14 protein-coding genes are annotated in these 15,409 nt (G+C 53.2%); 7 read left to right on the top strand and 7 right to left on the bottom strand.

Annotation, left to right across the window (positions count from 1 at the left end):
• Positions 1-457 precede the first annotated feature (457 nt).
• Both CG67_RS11820 and hpxO read left to right on the top strand, forming a co-directional pair.
• Positions 458-742, top strand: a complete 285-nt coding sequence (locus CG67_RS11820; RefSeq protein ID WP_025903153.1) for a hypothetical protein — start codon at positions 458-460, stop codon at positions 740-742.
• Positions 743-1,016: 274 nt separating this feature from the next.
• The gene (hpxO, locus tag CG67_RS11815; protein ID WP_025903152.1) at positions 1,017-2,174 is read left to right on the top strand and encodes an FAD-dependent urate hydroxylase HpxO; all 1,158 of its coding nucleotides are present in this window, start codon (positions 1,017-1,019) and stop codon (positions 2,172-2,174) included.
• 151 nt (positions 2,175-2,325) lie between these two features.
• Here the strand turns inward: hpxO and xdhC are convergent, their stop codons facing one another.
• The 4 genes from xdhC to guaD are packed head-to-tail and all read right to left on the bottom strand — an operon-like array spanning position 2,326 to position 8,217.
• Positions 2,326-3,102 carry a xanthine dehydrogenase accessory protein XdhC gene (gene xdhC, locus CG67_RS11810; protein ID WP_025903151.1) on the bottom strand — a complete coding sequence of 259 codons (777 nt, stop codon included), beginning with the start codon at positions 3,100-3,102 and terminating at the stop codon, positions 2,326-2,328.
• Positions 3,092-5,455 carry a xanthine dehydrogenase molybdopterin binding subunit gene (xdhB, locus tag CG67_RS11805; RefSeq protein WP_025903150.1) on the bottom strand — a complete coding sequence of 788 codons (2,364 nt, stop codon included), beginning with the start codon at positions 5,453-5,455 and terminating at the stop codon, positions 3,092-3,094. Before xdhB ends, xdhC begins: the two co-directional genes overlap by 11 nt.
• The gene (xdhA, locus tag CG67_RS11800) at positions 5,445-6,890 is read right to left on the bottom strand and encodes a xanthine dehydrogenase small subunit (RefSeq protein ID WP_025903149.1); all 1,446 of its coding nucleotides are present in this window, start codon (positions 6,888-6,890) and stop codon (positions 5,445-5,447) included. Before xdhA ends, xdhB begins: the two co-directional genes overlap by 11 nt.
• Complete coding sequence (guaD, locus tag CG67_RS11795) at positions 6,874-8,217, bottom strand: guanine deaminase (RefSeq protein WP_152975061.1); 1,344 nt, start codon at positions 8,215-8,217, stop codon at positions 6,874-6,876. The genes xdhA and guaD overlap by 17 nt, the downstream gene beginning before the upstream one ends.
• A gap of 419 nt (positions 8,218-8,636) precedes the next feature.
• Here guaD and ydfG point away from each other — a divergent pair, with 419 nt between their 5' ends.
• The 3 genes from ydfG (at position 8,637) to CG67_RS11780 (ending at position 10,169) form a co-directional block, all read left to right on the top strand.
• Complete coding sequence (gene ydfG / locus CG67_RS11790; protein WP_025903147.1) at positions 8,637-9,386, top strand: bifunctional NADP-dependent 3-hydroxy acid dehydrogenase/3-hydroxypropionate dehydrogenase YdfG; 750 nt, start codon at positions 8,637-8,639, stop codon at positions 9,384-9,386.
• A 132-nt stretch (positions 9,387-9,518) separates the two neighbouring features.
• Positions 9,519-9,863 carry a DUF1283 family protein gene (locus CG67_RS11785; protein ID WP_025903146.1) on the top strand — a complete coding sequence of 115 codons (345 nt, stop codon included), beginning with the start codon at positions 9,519-9,521 and terminating at the stop codon, positions 9,861-9,863.
• Between the two features lie 42 nt (positions 9,864-9,905).
• Positions 9,906-10,169 carry a DUF1161 domain-containing protein gene (locus CG67_RS11780; RefSeq protein ID WP_029990393.1) on the top strand — a complete coding sequence of 88 codons (264 nt, stop codon included), beginning with the start codon at positions 9,906-9,908 and terminating at the stop codon, positions 10,167-10,169.
• A gap of 45 nt (positions 10,170-10,214) precedes the next feature.
• Here the strand turns inward: CG67_RS11780 and bioD are convergent, their stop codons facing one another.
• From bioD to CG67_RS11765, 3 genes are all read right to left on the bottom strand, one after another.
• Positions 10,215-10,895: a dethiobiotin synthase gene (bioD, locus tag CG67_RS11775; protein ID WP_025903145.1), complete on the bottom strand. Its 681-nt coding sequence runs from the start codon at positions 10,893-10,895 to the stop codon at positions 10,215-10,217.
• A gap of 109 nt (positions 10,896-11,004) precedes the next feature.
• Positions 11,005-12,216: an ROK family protein gene (locus tag CG67_RS11770; RefSeq protein ID WP_025903144.1), complete on the bottom strand. Its 1,212-nt coding sequence runs from the start codon at positions 12,214-12,216 to the stop codon at positions 11,005-11,007.
• Between the two features lie 113 nt (positions 12,217-12,329).
• Complete coding sequence (locus tag CG67_RS11765; RefSeq protein WP_025903143.1) at positions 12,330-13,220, bottom strand: LysR family transcriptional regulator; 891 nt, start codon at positions 13,218-13,220, stop codon at positions 12,330-12,332.
• 92 nt (positions 13,221-13,312) lie between these two features.
• On the opposite strand from CG67_RS11765, the gene CG67_RS11760 reads away from it, so the two are divergent.
• A complete protein-coding gene (locus tag CG67_RS11760) occupies positions 13,313-14,575 on the top strand; it encodes an MFS transporter (protein WP_025903142.1) in 1,263 nt (420 codons plus the stop codon).
• Positions 14,576-14,750: 175 nt separating this feature from the next.
• Entirely contained in the window at positions 14,751-15,311 is a 561-nt protein-coding gene (locus tag CG67_RS11755; RefSeq protein WP_235501129.1) for a cytochrome b/b6 domain-containing protein, read from the top strand.
• The last annotated feature ends 98 nt before the right edge of the window (positions 15,312-15,409 follow it).

Below are 15,409 nucleotides of genomic sequence, written 5' to 3'. Positions count from 1 at the left end.
CGCTTGATGCCGGGAAGATGAACGCACACAGGGTTTTGTAACTAATTTGTTGTTATTATTTACATTATAGCTACAAATATAATTTGTTTTGCCAGCTCCCTGCGATCCTGTCGTCGATGACTACAGAACCCGTCCCCTTACTGAAAACCTCAATCGACTGATTTGCATTGGTATTTTTTATTTCACTTAAAATACGGAAAGAAACAGTTGATAAAAAATGTAAAGGCTAATAAATTAATCAGAGAACAGGTTTTCAAAGGAAAAATCTATCATTGATTTCTTGACTGTAATCCGGAATCGTTTTACGCCCTCTGCCCGTTTATTTTATGTCGCATTATTGATTCCCGGTGGCTGGCAGTACGTTTCTGCGATCGGTAGAGATCTATCATTATCTGAATCTGATTTATTAATTTCTTCGATGACTATATACCAACGAATTTTATGCACGGAGTAATGAATGAAAATATTCAGGGTCGGGGTTAGTTTGTTTTTTTTGTTTTTCTGTCTCAGCAGTTATTCAAGTGACGGAACCATTCAATTTACCGGATATATTTATCAGTCTGCATGTGGTTACGATTATCATAATAGCGAATTTAATTGCCCGAAGACTATCCGGCCCGTGGCGACACAAGCCTTGCCTCAGCTCACGACAGCCACGCTTCCGCCGGATTTCGGTACCAGTCAGATGAACTGGCTCAATACGACCCATTCACGCGGAATTATGACTCTGTCTTACCGCTGAGCTGAGAGCTCCCCTCTGCCGGTTTATGTTCACCGACAGCATGTCTTCAAAATTACCGGCAGATGAAACCATCGATTCAGTCTGCTTTTTCTTAGTGCACCCTTCGCGCGACTAATGATGTTTGCACTGTTCACGTGCATCATCACGATGCAGCTCAGAATTATTTAACCCCCTGTATCTCCACTAGTTTATATGTGTCCCGTCAAAAAAATCTCTGGCTTTCGGGTTGGTACAAAAGTTGCAGCCATTCTCCTGTCCGCAAAAGGAGAAAAAAATGAAAGCAATAATTATCGGTGCAGGTATTGGCGGGATGAGCACAGCGCTGGCACTCGGCCGGTGTGGTTATGATGCTGAAGTCTACGAAGCCGTGAAAGAAATTAAGCCCGTGGGTGCCGCTATTTCTGTCTGGCCAAACGGGGTGAAATGTCTGAACTACCTTGGCCTGCGCGATGCGGTAAAAGCACTGGGCGGGAACATGGCCTGGATGGCCTACCGCGATTTTGTCAGCGGCAACGATATGACCCGCTTCAGTATGGCTCCCCTGGTGTCACGTGTCGGTGAGTCCCCCTATCCGGTCGCCAGGGCTGAGCTGCAGCAGTTGCTGATTGATAGTTACCCCGCCGAAAAAATCCATTTTGGTAAACGTGTCTGTCGGGTAGTACAGGATGCGGAAGGTGTCAGCGTCTGGTTTGATGACAATAGTCATGCCAGAGGTGATTTCCTGATTGCGGCAGACGGTACCCACTCTGTAGTGCGTGAATACGTCCGGGAAATCCCCACTGAGCGCCGCTATGCCGGGTATGTAAACTGGAACGGACTGGTCACCATTGATGAGTCTATCGCGCCTGCCGATCAGTGGACAACTTATGTCGGTGAAGGTAAGCGCGTTTCTCTGATGCCGGTCAGCGGCAACCGTTTCTACTTCTTTTTTGATGTTCCTTTGCCGAAGGGATTACCGGAAGACCGCAGTACGGTCAAAGAAGACCTGAAAGGCTATTTCCGTGGATGGGCGGAACCGGTACAACGTCTGATTGATACTATTGACCCGCAGACGACAAACCGGGTAGAGATCCATGATATAGAACCCTTTATGGAGTTTGTTAAAGGTCGTGTGGCTCTGCTGGGAGATGCCGCACACAGTACCACTCCGGATATCGGCCAGGGAGGCTGTGCGGCCATGGAAGATGCTGTGGTACTGGCCTCGGTACTGGCTTCACATTCGCTGGGCATCGAAGATAGTCTGCTCCGTTATCAGCAACGACGGAATGAGCGTGTGAAAGACCTGATCCTGAAAGCCCGTAAACGCTGTGATGTAACCCACGCTAAAGACCCTCAGGTTACCGCTGCCTGGTATCAGGCACTGACCCGTGAAGATGGTGTCAATGTCCTTGCCGGGATGTGTGAAACAATTGAAGGAGGCCCGCTGGGCTGACAGAGGCACTGTGCAGGGCGCTATGCCGGTGATCCTCCGGCATTATACCCCGAGCCCTGAGCAGGCTGTGATGGTCATACCGTCCTTCCCCGCGGCCTGCGTGCCCCTTATTCAGACAGGCTCACGTGGACGGTGGGAAATAAAGACGTCGTCAGCAGCGATCTTTCTGATATTCAGCAATGATTTCCCCGGCAATCGAGACGGCAATTTCGGCCGGGAGTTTACCGCTCACTTCAGCAATCCCGGCGGGACAACGCAGGGTTTCCAGTTGTCCTGACGATATCCCCTTGCCTTCCAGCCGGTAACGAAACCGCTGCCGTTTGGTCTGTGACCCAATTACCCCCAGATACCGGCAATCACCACGGCGCAGCACCTGTTCTGCCAGTTGTAAATCCAGGTCATGGTTATGCGTCATCACGACAAAGTAGCTGCCCGGCGCGGCGGCGGTCACCACGTCAGTTAATTCCTCCTCACAACAACAGCGCACCCCCTGAGGAGCCTGCTGTAAATACTGCGCCCGGCTGTCCGCCCATACCAACTGACAGGGCAAGGTTGCCAGTAACGTAATCAGAGCCCGCCCTACATGGCCGGCCCCGAAAACCACAATCTGCGGGCGTGCATTCCACAGCGGCTCAAAAAAGACGGAGACGGCCCCGCCACAACATTGGGCAAATCTGGCTCCCAGCGAAAACTGCTCATAGCGGGGATGGCTTTCTCCCTGCTGCAGCATTTCACGGGCAATTTCCATACACCGGAATTCGAGCTGCCCCCCGCCGATGGTCAGCCAGCTCTGCTCTGCGGTGATAATCATTTTACTGCCGCCGCCGCGGGGAACCGAGCCGCGCTCTCCCGTCACGGTGATAAGTACACATGGCATCCCCGCTTCGCGCAACTCCGCAAGCCGGGTGACCCAGTCGTCATTGTCCATCCCTGGCCTCCCGCAGTTTCTGTATTCCTGCCAGAACCCGCTCCGGGGTTGCCGGGCTGTCGGTCAGTGGATAATGAAGGTAGTCCGTTGTCGCCGAAATCGCATCCTGCAGGGCACAAAACACCGCGATCGCCAGCATAAAGGGGGGTTCTCCCACCGCCTTTGAGTGATAGACCGTCGGCTGACTGTTCTCTCTCTCTTCCAGCAATTTGACCCGGAAATCGATCGGCATATCGCTGATGGCCGGGATCTTATAACTGGCGGGTCCGCGGGTCAGCAGTTTGCCACTGCTGTCCCGGAACAACTCTTCGCAGGTCAGCCAGCCCTGACCCTGAACAAACCCCCCTTCAATCTGGCCGATATCCAGGGCCGGATTCAGCGATGCGCCGACATCATGCAGAATGTCTGTCCTTAGCAGGCGATATTCCCCGGTCAGAGTGTCGATAATCACCTCACAGCAGGCAGCACCGTAGGCAAAATAATAGAACGGTTGTCCGCGCCCTGCCGCCCGATCGTAGTGAATTTCAGGGACTTTATAATACCCGGTCGCGGATAATGGTACCTGATTCAGCCAGGCCATCTGAGCGACATCCGCAAAACTGTAATAGTGATCAACGGCACGCACGACGCCGTTCCGGAACACAACCTCGTCGTCACGGCACTGATGTTTCTCTGCCAGCATCTCTGTCAGACGCGTGCGTAAGGTGGTGGCCGCAATTTGTGCCGCTTTACCGTTAAGGTCAGCCCCGCTGGAGGCTGCTGTCGGTGAGGTATTCGGGACTTTACTGGTATCGGTGGCCATAATACGGATCTGCGACGGGCTGATTTGCAATACCTGCGCCACGACCTGAATCACTTTGGTGTTCAGCCCCTGACCCATTTCTGTACCACCATGGTTCAGTTGCACGGTTCCATCGGTATAAATCAGTATCAGCGCACCGGCCTGGTTCAGAAAACCGGAGGTAAACGAAATACCGAACTTTACCGGAGTCAGTGCCAGCCCGCGTTTTACCCGGGCATGGGAAGCATTAAAAGCCCGAACGTCTTCACGCCGCCGGTGATAATCGCTGTCGTTAATCAGCTGCTGCGTAATTTCCGGCATCCGATCATGCTTAATCTGCTGGTAATAATGGGTAGTATTACGCCCCTCGCCGCCGTAGTAATTAAGCTGACGAACAACCAGCGGGTCACATCCCAGGAAAGTGGCGATATGCCCCATAATATGTTCAATCGCCAGCATCCCCTGCGGGCCGCCAAAGCCCCGGTAGGCGGTGTTAGATGCCGTATGGGTCCGGCAGCGGTAACCGGTCACACAGGCATCCCCGAGGTAATAGGCGTTATCCGCATGGAACATCGCACGATCGACAATCGAACCACTCAGATCCAGCGAATAACCACAGTCTGCCGCCAGGTCAATGTTCACACCGCTGAAACGGCCCTGTTCATCGATACCCACTTCATAACGGACATAGAACGGATGGCGCTTACCGGTGATCTGCATATCATCACTGCGGGATAAGCGCATTTTGGCTGGCCGTCCTGTCAGGCGGGCAACCACCGCACAGAGACAAGCCACCCCGGCGGCCTGGGTTTCTTTTCCCCCGAATCCGCCCCCCATCCGGCGCATGTCGATAACCACATGGCTCATCGGTATATCCAGTACAGAAGCCACCAGCTTCTGTACTTCGGTCGGGTTCTGGGTTGAGGAATAGACGGTCATACAGTTGTCTTCGGCCGGAAGGACCAGTGCCGTCTGGGTTTCCAGATAAAAGTGTTCCTGGCCACCAATGGAAAATTCCCCCTGCAGACGGTGTTTTGCCAGGCGCAGTGCCGCCGCTGCATCTCCACGCTGATGACGATGCGGTTCCTGCACATACAACTGCTGCGACAATGCCTGACGCACATCCAGCACGGCTTCCATCGGCTCGCATTCGATCACTGCCAGCGCCGCCGCCTCAAAGGCCGCCTCACGGGTTTCTGCCGCAACCACCAGCACGATCTGCCCGTGATAGAACACTTCGCCATCGGCCAGCAACGGGTCCCCTGCTTCTAACGGGCCAATGTCATTGACCCCCGGCACATCCTGGCAAGTGATCACCCTGACCACCCCCGCCACTTCATAACAGCGGCTGACATCCATAGCCACAATCCGCGCACGGGCATGTTCACTGAGCCGCGGAGCCAGATGCAACGTCCCGGCCAGGCAGGTTTTATCATCAATATATATCGCATCACCGCAGACATGCTTTTTAGCACTCTCATGGATCAGGGGGCTGCCTACCGTAGCCGGGCTTTCTGCGTCAAACAGTGCTTTCAGGGCTTCCCGGGAGAGCGCGACAGAATTATGAGACATAGTCAGTGATCTCCGTCAGGTCAGAAGGATCGCTATAGCGGAAATACCAGCGACGTAAAAGATTCGCCGCCACATCACGGCGGTAGCCGGCACTGGCCCGGAAATCACTCAATGGCTGGAAATCTTCAGACAGTGCTGCACAGGCCTGCTCAATCAGCGCCGCAGTGATGACCTGCCCGGAGAGCACCGCTTCACAACGATAAGCCCTGCAGGGCGTCGCAGCCATCCCTCCGAAGGCAACCCGCACATGATCTGCGCGTCCCTGATGGTCTGCAGAGATCGTAATCGCGGCGAAGACCGCAGAAATATCATCGTCAATTCGTTTTGAGACCTTATGCAGCGTTGTTTTTTGTGACAGTGTCACGGATGGAATGATTACTGAACGGATAAACTCACCCGGTCTGAGGCGGGTCTGCCGGTAACCGGTAAAGAATTTCTCCAGGGGCAGATGACGCTGCTGCTCCCCGCATTGCAGTAACAGTTGCGCATCCATGGCCAGTAGCATTGGCGCACAGTCACCGATCGGCGATGCATTGGCAAGATTACCACCAACCGTTCCCTGATTACGGATTTGTAACGATGCAAACCGGGTAAAGAATGCACCTGTCGCCGGGATATGTTGCGCAAGGAAGGCGGCAACCGTGGTCAGACTGGCCCCCGCGCCGATGAACAGCGATCCCCCCTGACGATAACAGTGTTTCAGCTCCGGGACATGACTCAGCGCCACCAGCACCGGAAACCGTTGACGGGACTGGGTAATGGCCAGAGATAAATCCGTACCGCCGGCCACCAGCACGGCATCGGGATGTTGCAGATAAAGTCCGGCAAGTTGTGTCATATTCTGTGGAAGATAACCGATCCGCTCTCCCTGTTGCAGGATCTTTATTTCCGGTGTCTGTATCGCATTAAGCTGTTTTTTCGTCAGTGCCTGATGGCGCAGAAACTGATCCTGACTCATTCCCTGACTCACAATATCACTGGCTGCCTGCAGGATCGGGCGATAACCTGTACAGCGACAAAGATTACCGGCCAGCGCCAGTTCCGTCTCTGTATGCCCGGCAGAACCACCATGTTTCATTAAGGCAAACAGTGACATCACAAAGCCCGGGGTACAGAAACCGCACTGAGAGGCATGGTTATCGACCATGGCCTGCTGTACCGGATGCAGATGCTGTCCCTCCTGCAGGTCTTCCACCGTGATCAATTGTTTACCGTGTAAGGCACTGACCAGTGTCAGGCAACTGTTCACCGTCTCATAGTGCAGCTTATCCTCTTCCAGTGACGCCACCACCACCGTACAGGCACCGCAGTCACCGGAGGCACATCCCTCTTTGGTGCCGCAACGCTGTTTTTCTTCCCGCAGGTAATTCAGTACCGTCATATTCGGGTCAAGATGACTGACCGTGATCAGCTGCTGATTAAGCAAAAATTGCATGGTCATTCTCCTCTGTCTCTCCCTGTGTCCATACACATTCGCCGTTTACCCAGGTATGCGTGATATTGCGCTCGTCACCCAACGTCATCAGTACAAAAAGCTTATCGAGGATATCGGTACTTCCGGAACAACGCAGTTTTTGTAGCGGTGTGGCCGTCAGGTCAACCACAATAAAGTCAGCTTCTTTACCCGGTGCGAAATTACCGATAACGCTATCCAGGTCCAGGGCATGAGCACCGCCAAGCGTGGCATGATAAAAAGCCTCGCAGGCATTCAGTTTATAACTCTGCAATTGCTGCACCTTATAGGCATCCCCCAGTGTACGGAGAAGACTGAAACTGGTACCGGCACCCACATCTGTCCCTATCCCGACCGGGATCTTCCTCGCCTTCGCTGCAGACAGCTTAAACAAACCACTGCCGAGGAACAGATTGGACGACGGACAAAAGGCGACAGAGGAGCCGGTCTGCTGAAGACACGTCCATTCCTTATCCTGCAAATGAATACAATGTGCAAAGACGCTGCGTTTACCCGTCAGCTGATAGTGGTCATACACGCCGAGGTAATTGTCATGTTCCGGGAAGAGTTCACTGACCCACTCAATTTCCCGTAAATTTTCACTCAGATGGGTCTGCATCCAGGCATCCGGATATTCACGGCGTAATACACCGGCCTGTTCCAGTAATGCCGGTGAGGAGGTGGGAACAAATCTCGGGGTAATGGCGTAACCCAGCCGCCCTTTACCGTGCCACCGCTCAATCAACTGCCGGGTCTGTCGGGCGCTTTCCGCCGGGTCTTCCAGTAACGCCTCGGGCACATGCCTGTCCATCATCACTTTCCCGGCAATAATGCGCATGGCATACTTCTGTGCTTCACGAAAGAGCGCATCCACGGACTGAGGATGCACAGACGCAAAGACCAGCGCAGTAGTAGTACCATGGCTGAACAGCTGACGGATAAAGAATGCGGCCATCGCACTGGCATATTCACTGTCGCCATACTTGCTTTCCACCGGGAAGGTATACTTTTCCAGCCATTCCAGTAACTGCTCACCATAAGCAGCAATCATCTCTGTCTGCGGAAAATGAATATGGGTGTCGATGAACCCGGGCAGGATCAACCGTCCCTGGTAATCAGTGAATTCACAGCCTTCCGGCACATTGTTACCGTCATCCCAGGGGGTCAGCGAAACGACCTTTCCGTCGGCAATTAATAACAGTCCGTCGGGCAGATAACGAAACTGCCCGGCGATTTCATCACTGTGGTGTGCCACTCCCGCATAGTGTATAAATGCAGCACGGAACCCCTGCAGGCGTTTCTTTGACATCATAGCTCCCCGTCTCCTTTCCGATCTCTGTCCCGAAATCTGCTGATCACGTATCAGTGGTATGACAGGAAGTTTGCAAGTAACGTGCCAGAGAGGATTTTTTTAAATTAGTCTTTTATTTTCAATACGTTAAATAATTTCCCCCGGGTTATTACTGATGTGCGGGTTTTACCGGGCTGTCCGGAAAGGTAATCGTTTGCTTTTTGATGGCAACCGATTGTCCTGATAATTATTCCCGGTTGGAAACTGCTGCTCACGAAAACCCTGCCCTGCTATAGTGCAGAGAGATCACATATGCACAATGGAGGGGCGTCGCGGCTCCCCGGGGCCCGTGACCATTGATAAGGTATAGGCATGGGTCAGTTTTCAATGCTATGTTTATGGCATATCTCAGGAAAAATAACAGGACATAAAACACTATGATTATTTTGGTAACAGGTGCGACAGCAGGATTCGGGGAAGCTATTACCCGCCGTTTTATCGCGAACGGGCATAAAGTCATTGCCACCGGACGCCGGGCCGATCGCCTGCAGCAACTGAAGCTCACTCATGGCGACAGTCTGTATCCGTTACAACTGGATGTTCGCGACAAGGACGCTATCGATCGGGCGCTGAGCGAATTACCGGAAGCATGGCAGGCTATCGATATCCTGGTTAATAATGCCGGGCTGGCACTGGGGATAGAACCGGCACAGAATGCCAGCACTGATGACTGGGAGACCATGATAGATACCAATGCTAAAGGACTGGTGTTTATGACCCGTGCCGTGTTACCGGCCATGGTCGCCCGCAATAAAGGCCATGTGATTAATATCGGCTCAACCGCCGGTAACTGGCCTTATCAGGGCGGCAACGTCTACGGAGCCACCAAAGCCTTTGTGCGCCAGTTCAGCCTTAATCTGCGGACAGATCTGCAGGGTACCGCGGTTCGTGTCACCAATATCGAGCCAGGCCTGGTGGGAGGCACTGAGTTTTCAAATGTCCGCTTTAAAGGCGATGACAGTAAAGCCAGCTCCGTGTATGACGGTACGCAGCCGCTGACTGCCGAAGATGTTACCGAATCCGTTTACTGGGTATCGACGCTGCCTGCCCATGTCAATATTAATACCCTGGAAATGATGCCGGTCTGCCAGGCGTACGGCGGTCTGAAAGTCATGAAAAATGTCTGATGCCGCCGCCGCCCCTGCCACGGTGCCCTCACCGGACACATGGCTGGCAGGAAAAGCCGTTCAAATGTTATACTGATAGTCGCAGGTACAGCTAAGGCCGGCTGTCCGTCATTGAGAATAAAGGAACTCAATATGAAAAAGACCTCTGTGATTTTACCGGTAGTTCTGTGTGCGGTGATGGGTTGCGGAACACTGGCAGCAGTACCTGCCGTCCGGGCGGCGACACAGCACATTGTTATTGATAACGGCGACAATGCGCTGACAAAAGAAGAAGCGCGTGAGCGCCAGCAGCAGTGGGATGATACCCGCTCACTGCGGCATAAAGTAAATCGCAGGGTTGAGAAAGAGTTTGATAAAGCTGATAACGCTTTTGATACCCGTGATAAATGTGAGCAGAGTGCAAATCTCAATGCTTACTGGGAGCCGAATACCCTGCGCTGCCTTGACCGGCGCACAGGACGTCCGATAACTCCCTGATGATAATAACAATTGCGTCTTTACAAAGAAAAGGAACCACATATGAAACGTAAAATCTTATGGGCCGGTGCCCTGCTGATTGCCTGTCCTTTGCTGGCTCAGGCATCTTGCGAGTCGGTAAAAGCCGATATCAGTAAAAAGATCATTGCTAACGGTGTACCTGAGACCGGCTTCAGCCTGGATATCGTACCAAGCGATCAGGCCGATCAGAAAGGTGGCCTGGTGGTCGGGCATTGCCAGAACGACAGCCAGAAAATTGTCTACAAGCGTCTGAGCGACAGCAACAGTCCGTCTTCTGCCGGCTAATCCCGGGTACAGGAGCAGGCACCCTGCTCCTGTCTGTTCCCGGCGTTAACTCTCGAATATCGCCTCTTCCGCCCGTGACAGATCCAGAAACTTCGTCAAGTCACGTTGCTCTGCTCTGGGCAGATACGGAATTTCCCCCAGCAAAGGAGCACCAATCTGTTTTTTCAGCACTTCAATAATACTGGCATATTCTGCCAGCCCCGGGTTGATACGGTTCGCTACCCACCCGTAAAGTGGCACGCCGTCATTCAGAATCGCTTCGGCACTCAGTAAGGCATGATTGATACATCCCAGTTTGATCCCGACGACCAGGATCACCGGTAATTGCTGACTGACGACCCAATCGGAGAGTGGCCTTTCGTTATTCATCAGACAGTGCCATCCCCCCGTCCCCTCCACGACCACGCAGTCAGACTGTTCGCTGATGTTATCAAGCCCGGCGGTCAGCACTTCATAATCCACCCTGCACCCCGGACTGGTACTGATTTCATCGCCGGAAAGCGGAAACGGATTAATATCTTCATACGCAAGCCCGACAGAGCTGGCTTTCTGCAGTAATAGTGCGTCGTTATTCCGCATGCCCTCCGCGGTCGGCAAAGCATTCTTCGCGACCGGCTTATAACCCACACAACGTTTTCCCTGTTGTAAAGCGACCTGCAACAGGGCCAGTGAGACAACTGTCTTACCTACAGCAGTGTCTGTGCCTGTAATAAACACTTTTTTCACTTGAGCTCCCCGGGAAAATTCTGACTGATAGTTCAGATAATTGAATGTAAAACGCATTTTAGGGGATTACCGGGGGGGAGGAATTGCGTTAACGCAAGTTTAAGGCAACTTAACCTTGTAAAAGCTGATGCAATAACTCACCACTGTATAACGCCTCTTTAATCAGCGCGGTACCAGGCCGGGTATCTGCCCCGCTGAAGCTGGCAGGTTTTATGATCAGCGAACCGCGGCGTCGGGCGACAGACTCCTTTTTTATGGTGGAATACAGGGCAGGATAAAAGATTTCTGCGGCATTATTCAGCGCCGAATCTATCAATATATATTCAGGATTAAACAGATTCACCAGCATAGCCAGACTCCGCCCAATCTGTTCTCCGCTATAACGGATAATCGACTGCGACGGCAGATGACCCGAGAGCGCTGCATGACACAATGCGGCTATTTCAGTCCCCGGCAACAGGGGGGGGCCGGACTCTGCGGCACTCTGGCGCCAGCGTTCTGTCAGAGGGCTGCTTCCTGCCAGGGTATTCAGGCAACCATAATGGCCGCAGTCACAGCGCCGTCCCCCGGGATCCATCACCGTATGTCCCACCTCTGCCTGAGTCGTGCTGTTTTTATGCAGGAGTCTGCCTGAGCTGATGACCGCAGCCTCTATCTGCCGACCGGCCACCAGATAAATAATGTCATCAGAACCTTTGGCAGCACCGAAGAAATGTTCAGCCAGCAGACTGGCCTTCAGATCCTGCTGTACATAAATAGTGAGCCCTGTCCGCTGATGCAGACTTTGCGCCAGCGGAATATCTCTTGCGTGATAATAAGGTATGCGGTGCACTGTGCCGCTGGCAGCATCAATCACCCCCGGCAGAATAAGTGTGATTGCTGTCAGGCGTTCGGTTAGCGCGTTATAGCGGGAAAAAAAGTCCCCGACAACTTCTGAGAGATAATCGGGAATACAGGTGGCGGGATCCGCCGGCAGATCCTGTTGTGAGCCTGCCACCTCATGCCCGCTGAGATCACGCAGCGTAATATACAGAAAACGCCCCGTAATACGTAACACCAGAAAATGCCAGGTTGCACAATCCAGCACCAGGCCGGTTGCCGGTCGCCCCCGCAGTCCCGGTTCATTAAGCCCGCATTCACGAACCAGCCGGGCCTCAAGCATTTCGCGGATAATTTTAGTAATACTGGCCGGAGCCAGCAGGGAAAGACGTGACAGTGCGATCCTGGAGACCGGACCGTAACAGTCAATCAGGCGATAGACTGTCCCGGCATTGACCTGCCGGATCAGGTCGGTGTGTCCTGGCTGATGTGCTGCGTACACTCGCTGCCTCCCTGTTTTTCAGTTACCCGCTAAATCAGAGTGATTATGGTGGATTTACCAAAGGGACGATGGCAACAAATAAGGAAATGTGATTGACTTCACGCAAGATTATTTCAGGACAGGGTCGCCAGCAACTCCAGCATATGACGCAACGGCGCCGTTACCTGTCGGTGAGCGGACCAGACCATCCATAATTCGGAACGGGCATCCGTTTCGGTCAGCTCCAGCCAGACGACTTCACTGAGCCTGGCCCGGCGGAAAGACCTCGGTAAAATAGAGACACCAAGCCCGGTCGCCACCAGCCCGAGGATTGCCATCGCGTCCCCGACTTCCAGCGTGATATTCGGAGTAACCTCATAACGTTGCAGCAGCCCAAGGATCTCACTGTACAACGCCGTCCCGCCCTGGTGGTCGAAGAAGATAAACGACTCATCCCGTAATTGCTGCAGGGATATTTTTCGTTCACCGGCCAGCGGGTGATCTTTATGCACCACGGCACACATCGTTTCGGTCTGTAATAAGCGGTACTGAAGGTCATCCGGCAACGGAGTATTACGCATGATCGCCAGATCAATCCGCCCTTCCTGCAGCGGGGTCAGCAACTGCCGGCTGTTTCTGTCCTGCAGGTGAAGATGCACATCCGGATAACGCCGCCGAAACCGGTAGACAACGTCCGGTATTTGCTTAATCAGCGGTGCAGAGGAGGTAAAACCGATACGTAATTCCCCGCTGTCGCCGTAATGCAGTCGGGAGGCGCGCTCGCTGGCCTGATCCACCTGCAACAGGATGGCCCTGGCATCGGTCAGAAACTGTTCACCTGCGGTCGTCAGTTCTACCCGTCGATTATTTCGGACGAAAAGACAGGCATCCACGGCTTCTTCAAGCTGGCGGATCTGCTGACTGAGCGGCGGCTGAGAGATATTCAGCCGCAATGCTGCACGTCCGAAGTGCAGTTCTTCCGCTACCGCAATAAAGTAGCGCAGATGCCTTAACTCAATATTCATATTTAAATCATCTTATTTGAGATTATTAATATATTAGACAACTTATTTGCTGTTTCCTAGAGTATCCGCACCTGAATAACAGAGGATCTTTCATGAACAGTACGTCCCGGGCGACGACGCTTCCGCTAGCGGAAGAAGAGAGCCCTGCCCAACCGCGAAGTAAATCCCCCTATATTACACGCGGTACCCGGGCCTTCCTGCAGGTCACCCTCGCCCTGTTTTCTGCCGGTCTTGCCACTTTTGCCCAGCTCTATTGTGTTCAGCCGATACTTCCGGTGCTTTCCCATCATTTTGATATCACTCCGGCCATGAGTAGCGTATCGCTCTCTGTCTCTACCGCCTGTATGGCTCTCGGTCTGTTGATCACCGGGCCGATTTCAGATGCCGTAGGCAGAAAAAAAATGATGGTCGGTGCACTGATCCTGGCAGGCTGCTTTACTATCGCCTCTTCGCTGATGACCAGCTGGACCGCGATGCTGGTGATGCGAGCCCTGCTCGGTTTATCCCTCAGCGGTGTGGCCGCCGTCGCCATGACCTACCTCAGCGAAGAGATGCACCCCGGAGTACTGGCTTTCTCCATGGGACTCTATATCAGCGGTAACTCTATCGGGGGGATGAGCGGCCGGTTGTTAACCGGAGTTATTACTGACATCGCCAGCTGGAGAATTGCAATCCTTGCCATCGGTTGCTGTGCACTGGCCGCCGCGGTCATGTTTGCCAAAATTCTGCCCGCTTCACGCCATTTTCGTCCTGTACCACTGAAACCTAAGGCGTTGTTCATTAATTTCCGTCTGCATTTCCGTGATAAAGGCCTGCCGCTGCTGTTTATTATCGGTTTCCTGGTGATGGGCGCTTTCGTCACCCTGTTTAACTATATCGGCTACCGGCTGTTACATGCCCCGTATTCCATGAGTCAGGCCACTGTCGGGTTGATTTCTGTCGTTTATCTGGCGGGTTCCTGGAGCTCGCCGAAGGCCGGTGCCATGAGCGCACGCTTCGGTCGCGGACCGGTGTTCCTGAGCTGTGTCGGCCTGATGCTGACAGGTGTGCTGTTAACACTGTTTGCATCCGTCTGGCTCATCCTGCCCGGTCTTCTGATGTTTACCGGGGGGTTCTTTGCCGCGCACTCCATCGCCAGCAGCTGGATAGGCATACGTGCCCGTCGGGCCAAAGGTCAGGCATCTTCCATGTATCTGTTCTGCTATTACGGAGGGTCCAGCATTGCCGGCACCTCAGGCGGAATATTCTGGAAACTCTACGGATGGCCAGGCGTGGCCGCATTTATCGCCGTGTTATTATCACTGGCGCTGCTGGTCGGTTATAAACTGATGCGCCGGCTGCAACCTGTCACCTGATCTCCGTCCTCCTGTGAACGCCCGGTCCCGGGCGTTCATCTGATGTTTCCCCTGTCTGCAACCTTCTTCCCGTTTACTGACAACTTCCGCCACGTTTTCCCTTATACTGTCTGCTCTTTTGTGGTCCGGCCAGATACCCATCCACCGGACCCGGTTTTTTTAATCTGCGGAGTAGATGATGTCCGAAAATTATCAGGGGGGTTACCACCGCTGGCAAATCCGTTTGCACTGGTTAACGTTGATACTGCTGGTAATTGTGTATGCCACCATCGAGTTGCGAACCATGGCGGCCCGGGGGTCTCTGCCAGGCAGGATCCTGACGGGCACACATATGAGTTGCGGTGTGCTGATTTTAACGGTGATGGTTATCCGTCTGGCGTTACGATGCGTCTTCAAATCACCACAAATTACGCCCCGGTTACACTGGCTGAATAAAGTGGTTTCCTGGCTGGGCCAGTGCGCACTCTATCTGCTGTTTATCGGCCTGCCGGTGATGGGAATAACCTCGCGGTATCTGCATGGGATCCCCTGGCAGTTGTTCGGGATCCCTATGCCACAATCACCGCATCCTGATGTCATGCTAAGCCGCGAAATTATCCGCTGGCATGAAATCATTGCGCTTTCCGGCTACTGGCTGATTGGTCTGCACGCGATGGCGGCTCTCGCGCACCAATTTCTTCGTGAAGATAATGCCCTGCAAAATATGCTCCCCCGGCGGTGGCGGAAAACTGATTAATCGTTTCTTTCTGCAGCAGACAACCGAATTAAGGGTTTCATCAGCCCGGTAAAATCGTCACAATTGTTCTATAGTGTGATGCAGATCACTCAACAGCT

Source organism: Tatumella sp. UCD-D_suzukii (assembly GCF_000611875.2).
GTDB lineage: Bacteria > Pseudomonadota > Gammaproteobacteria > Enterobacterales > Enterobacteriaceae > Tatumella > Tatumella ptyseos.
Note: the sequence above shows the minus strand (reverse complement) of the source record. Positions and strands in the feature narration are given on the sequence as shown.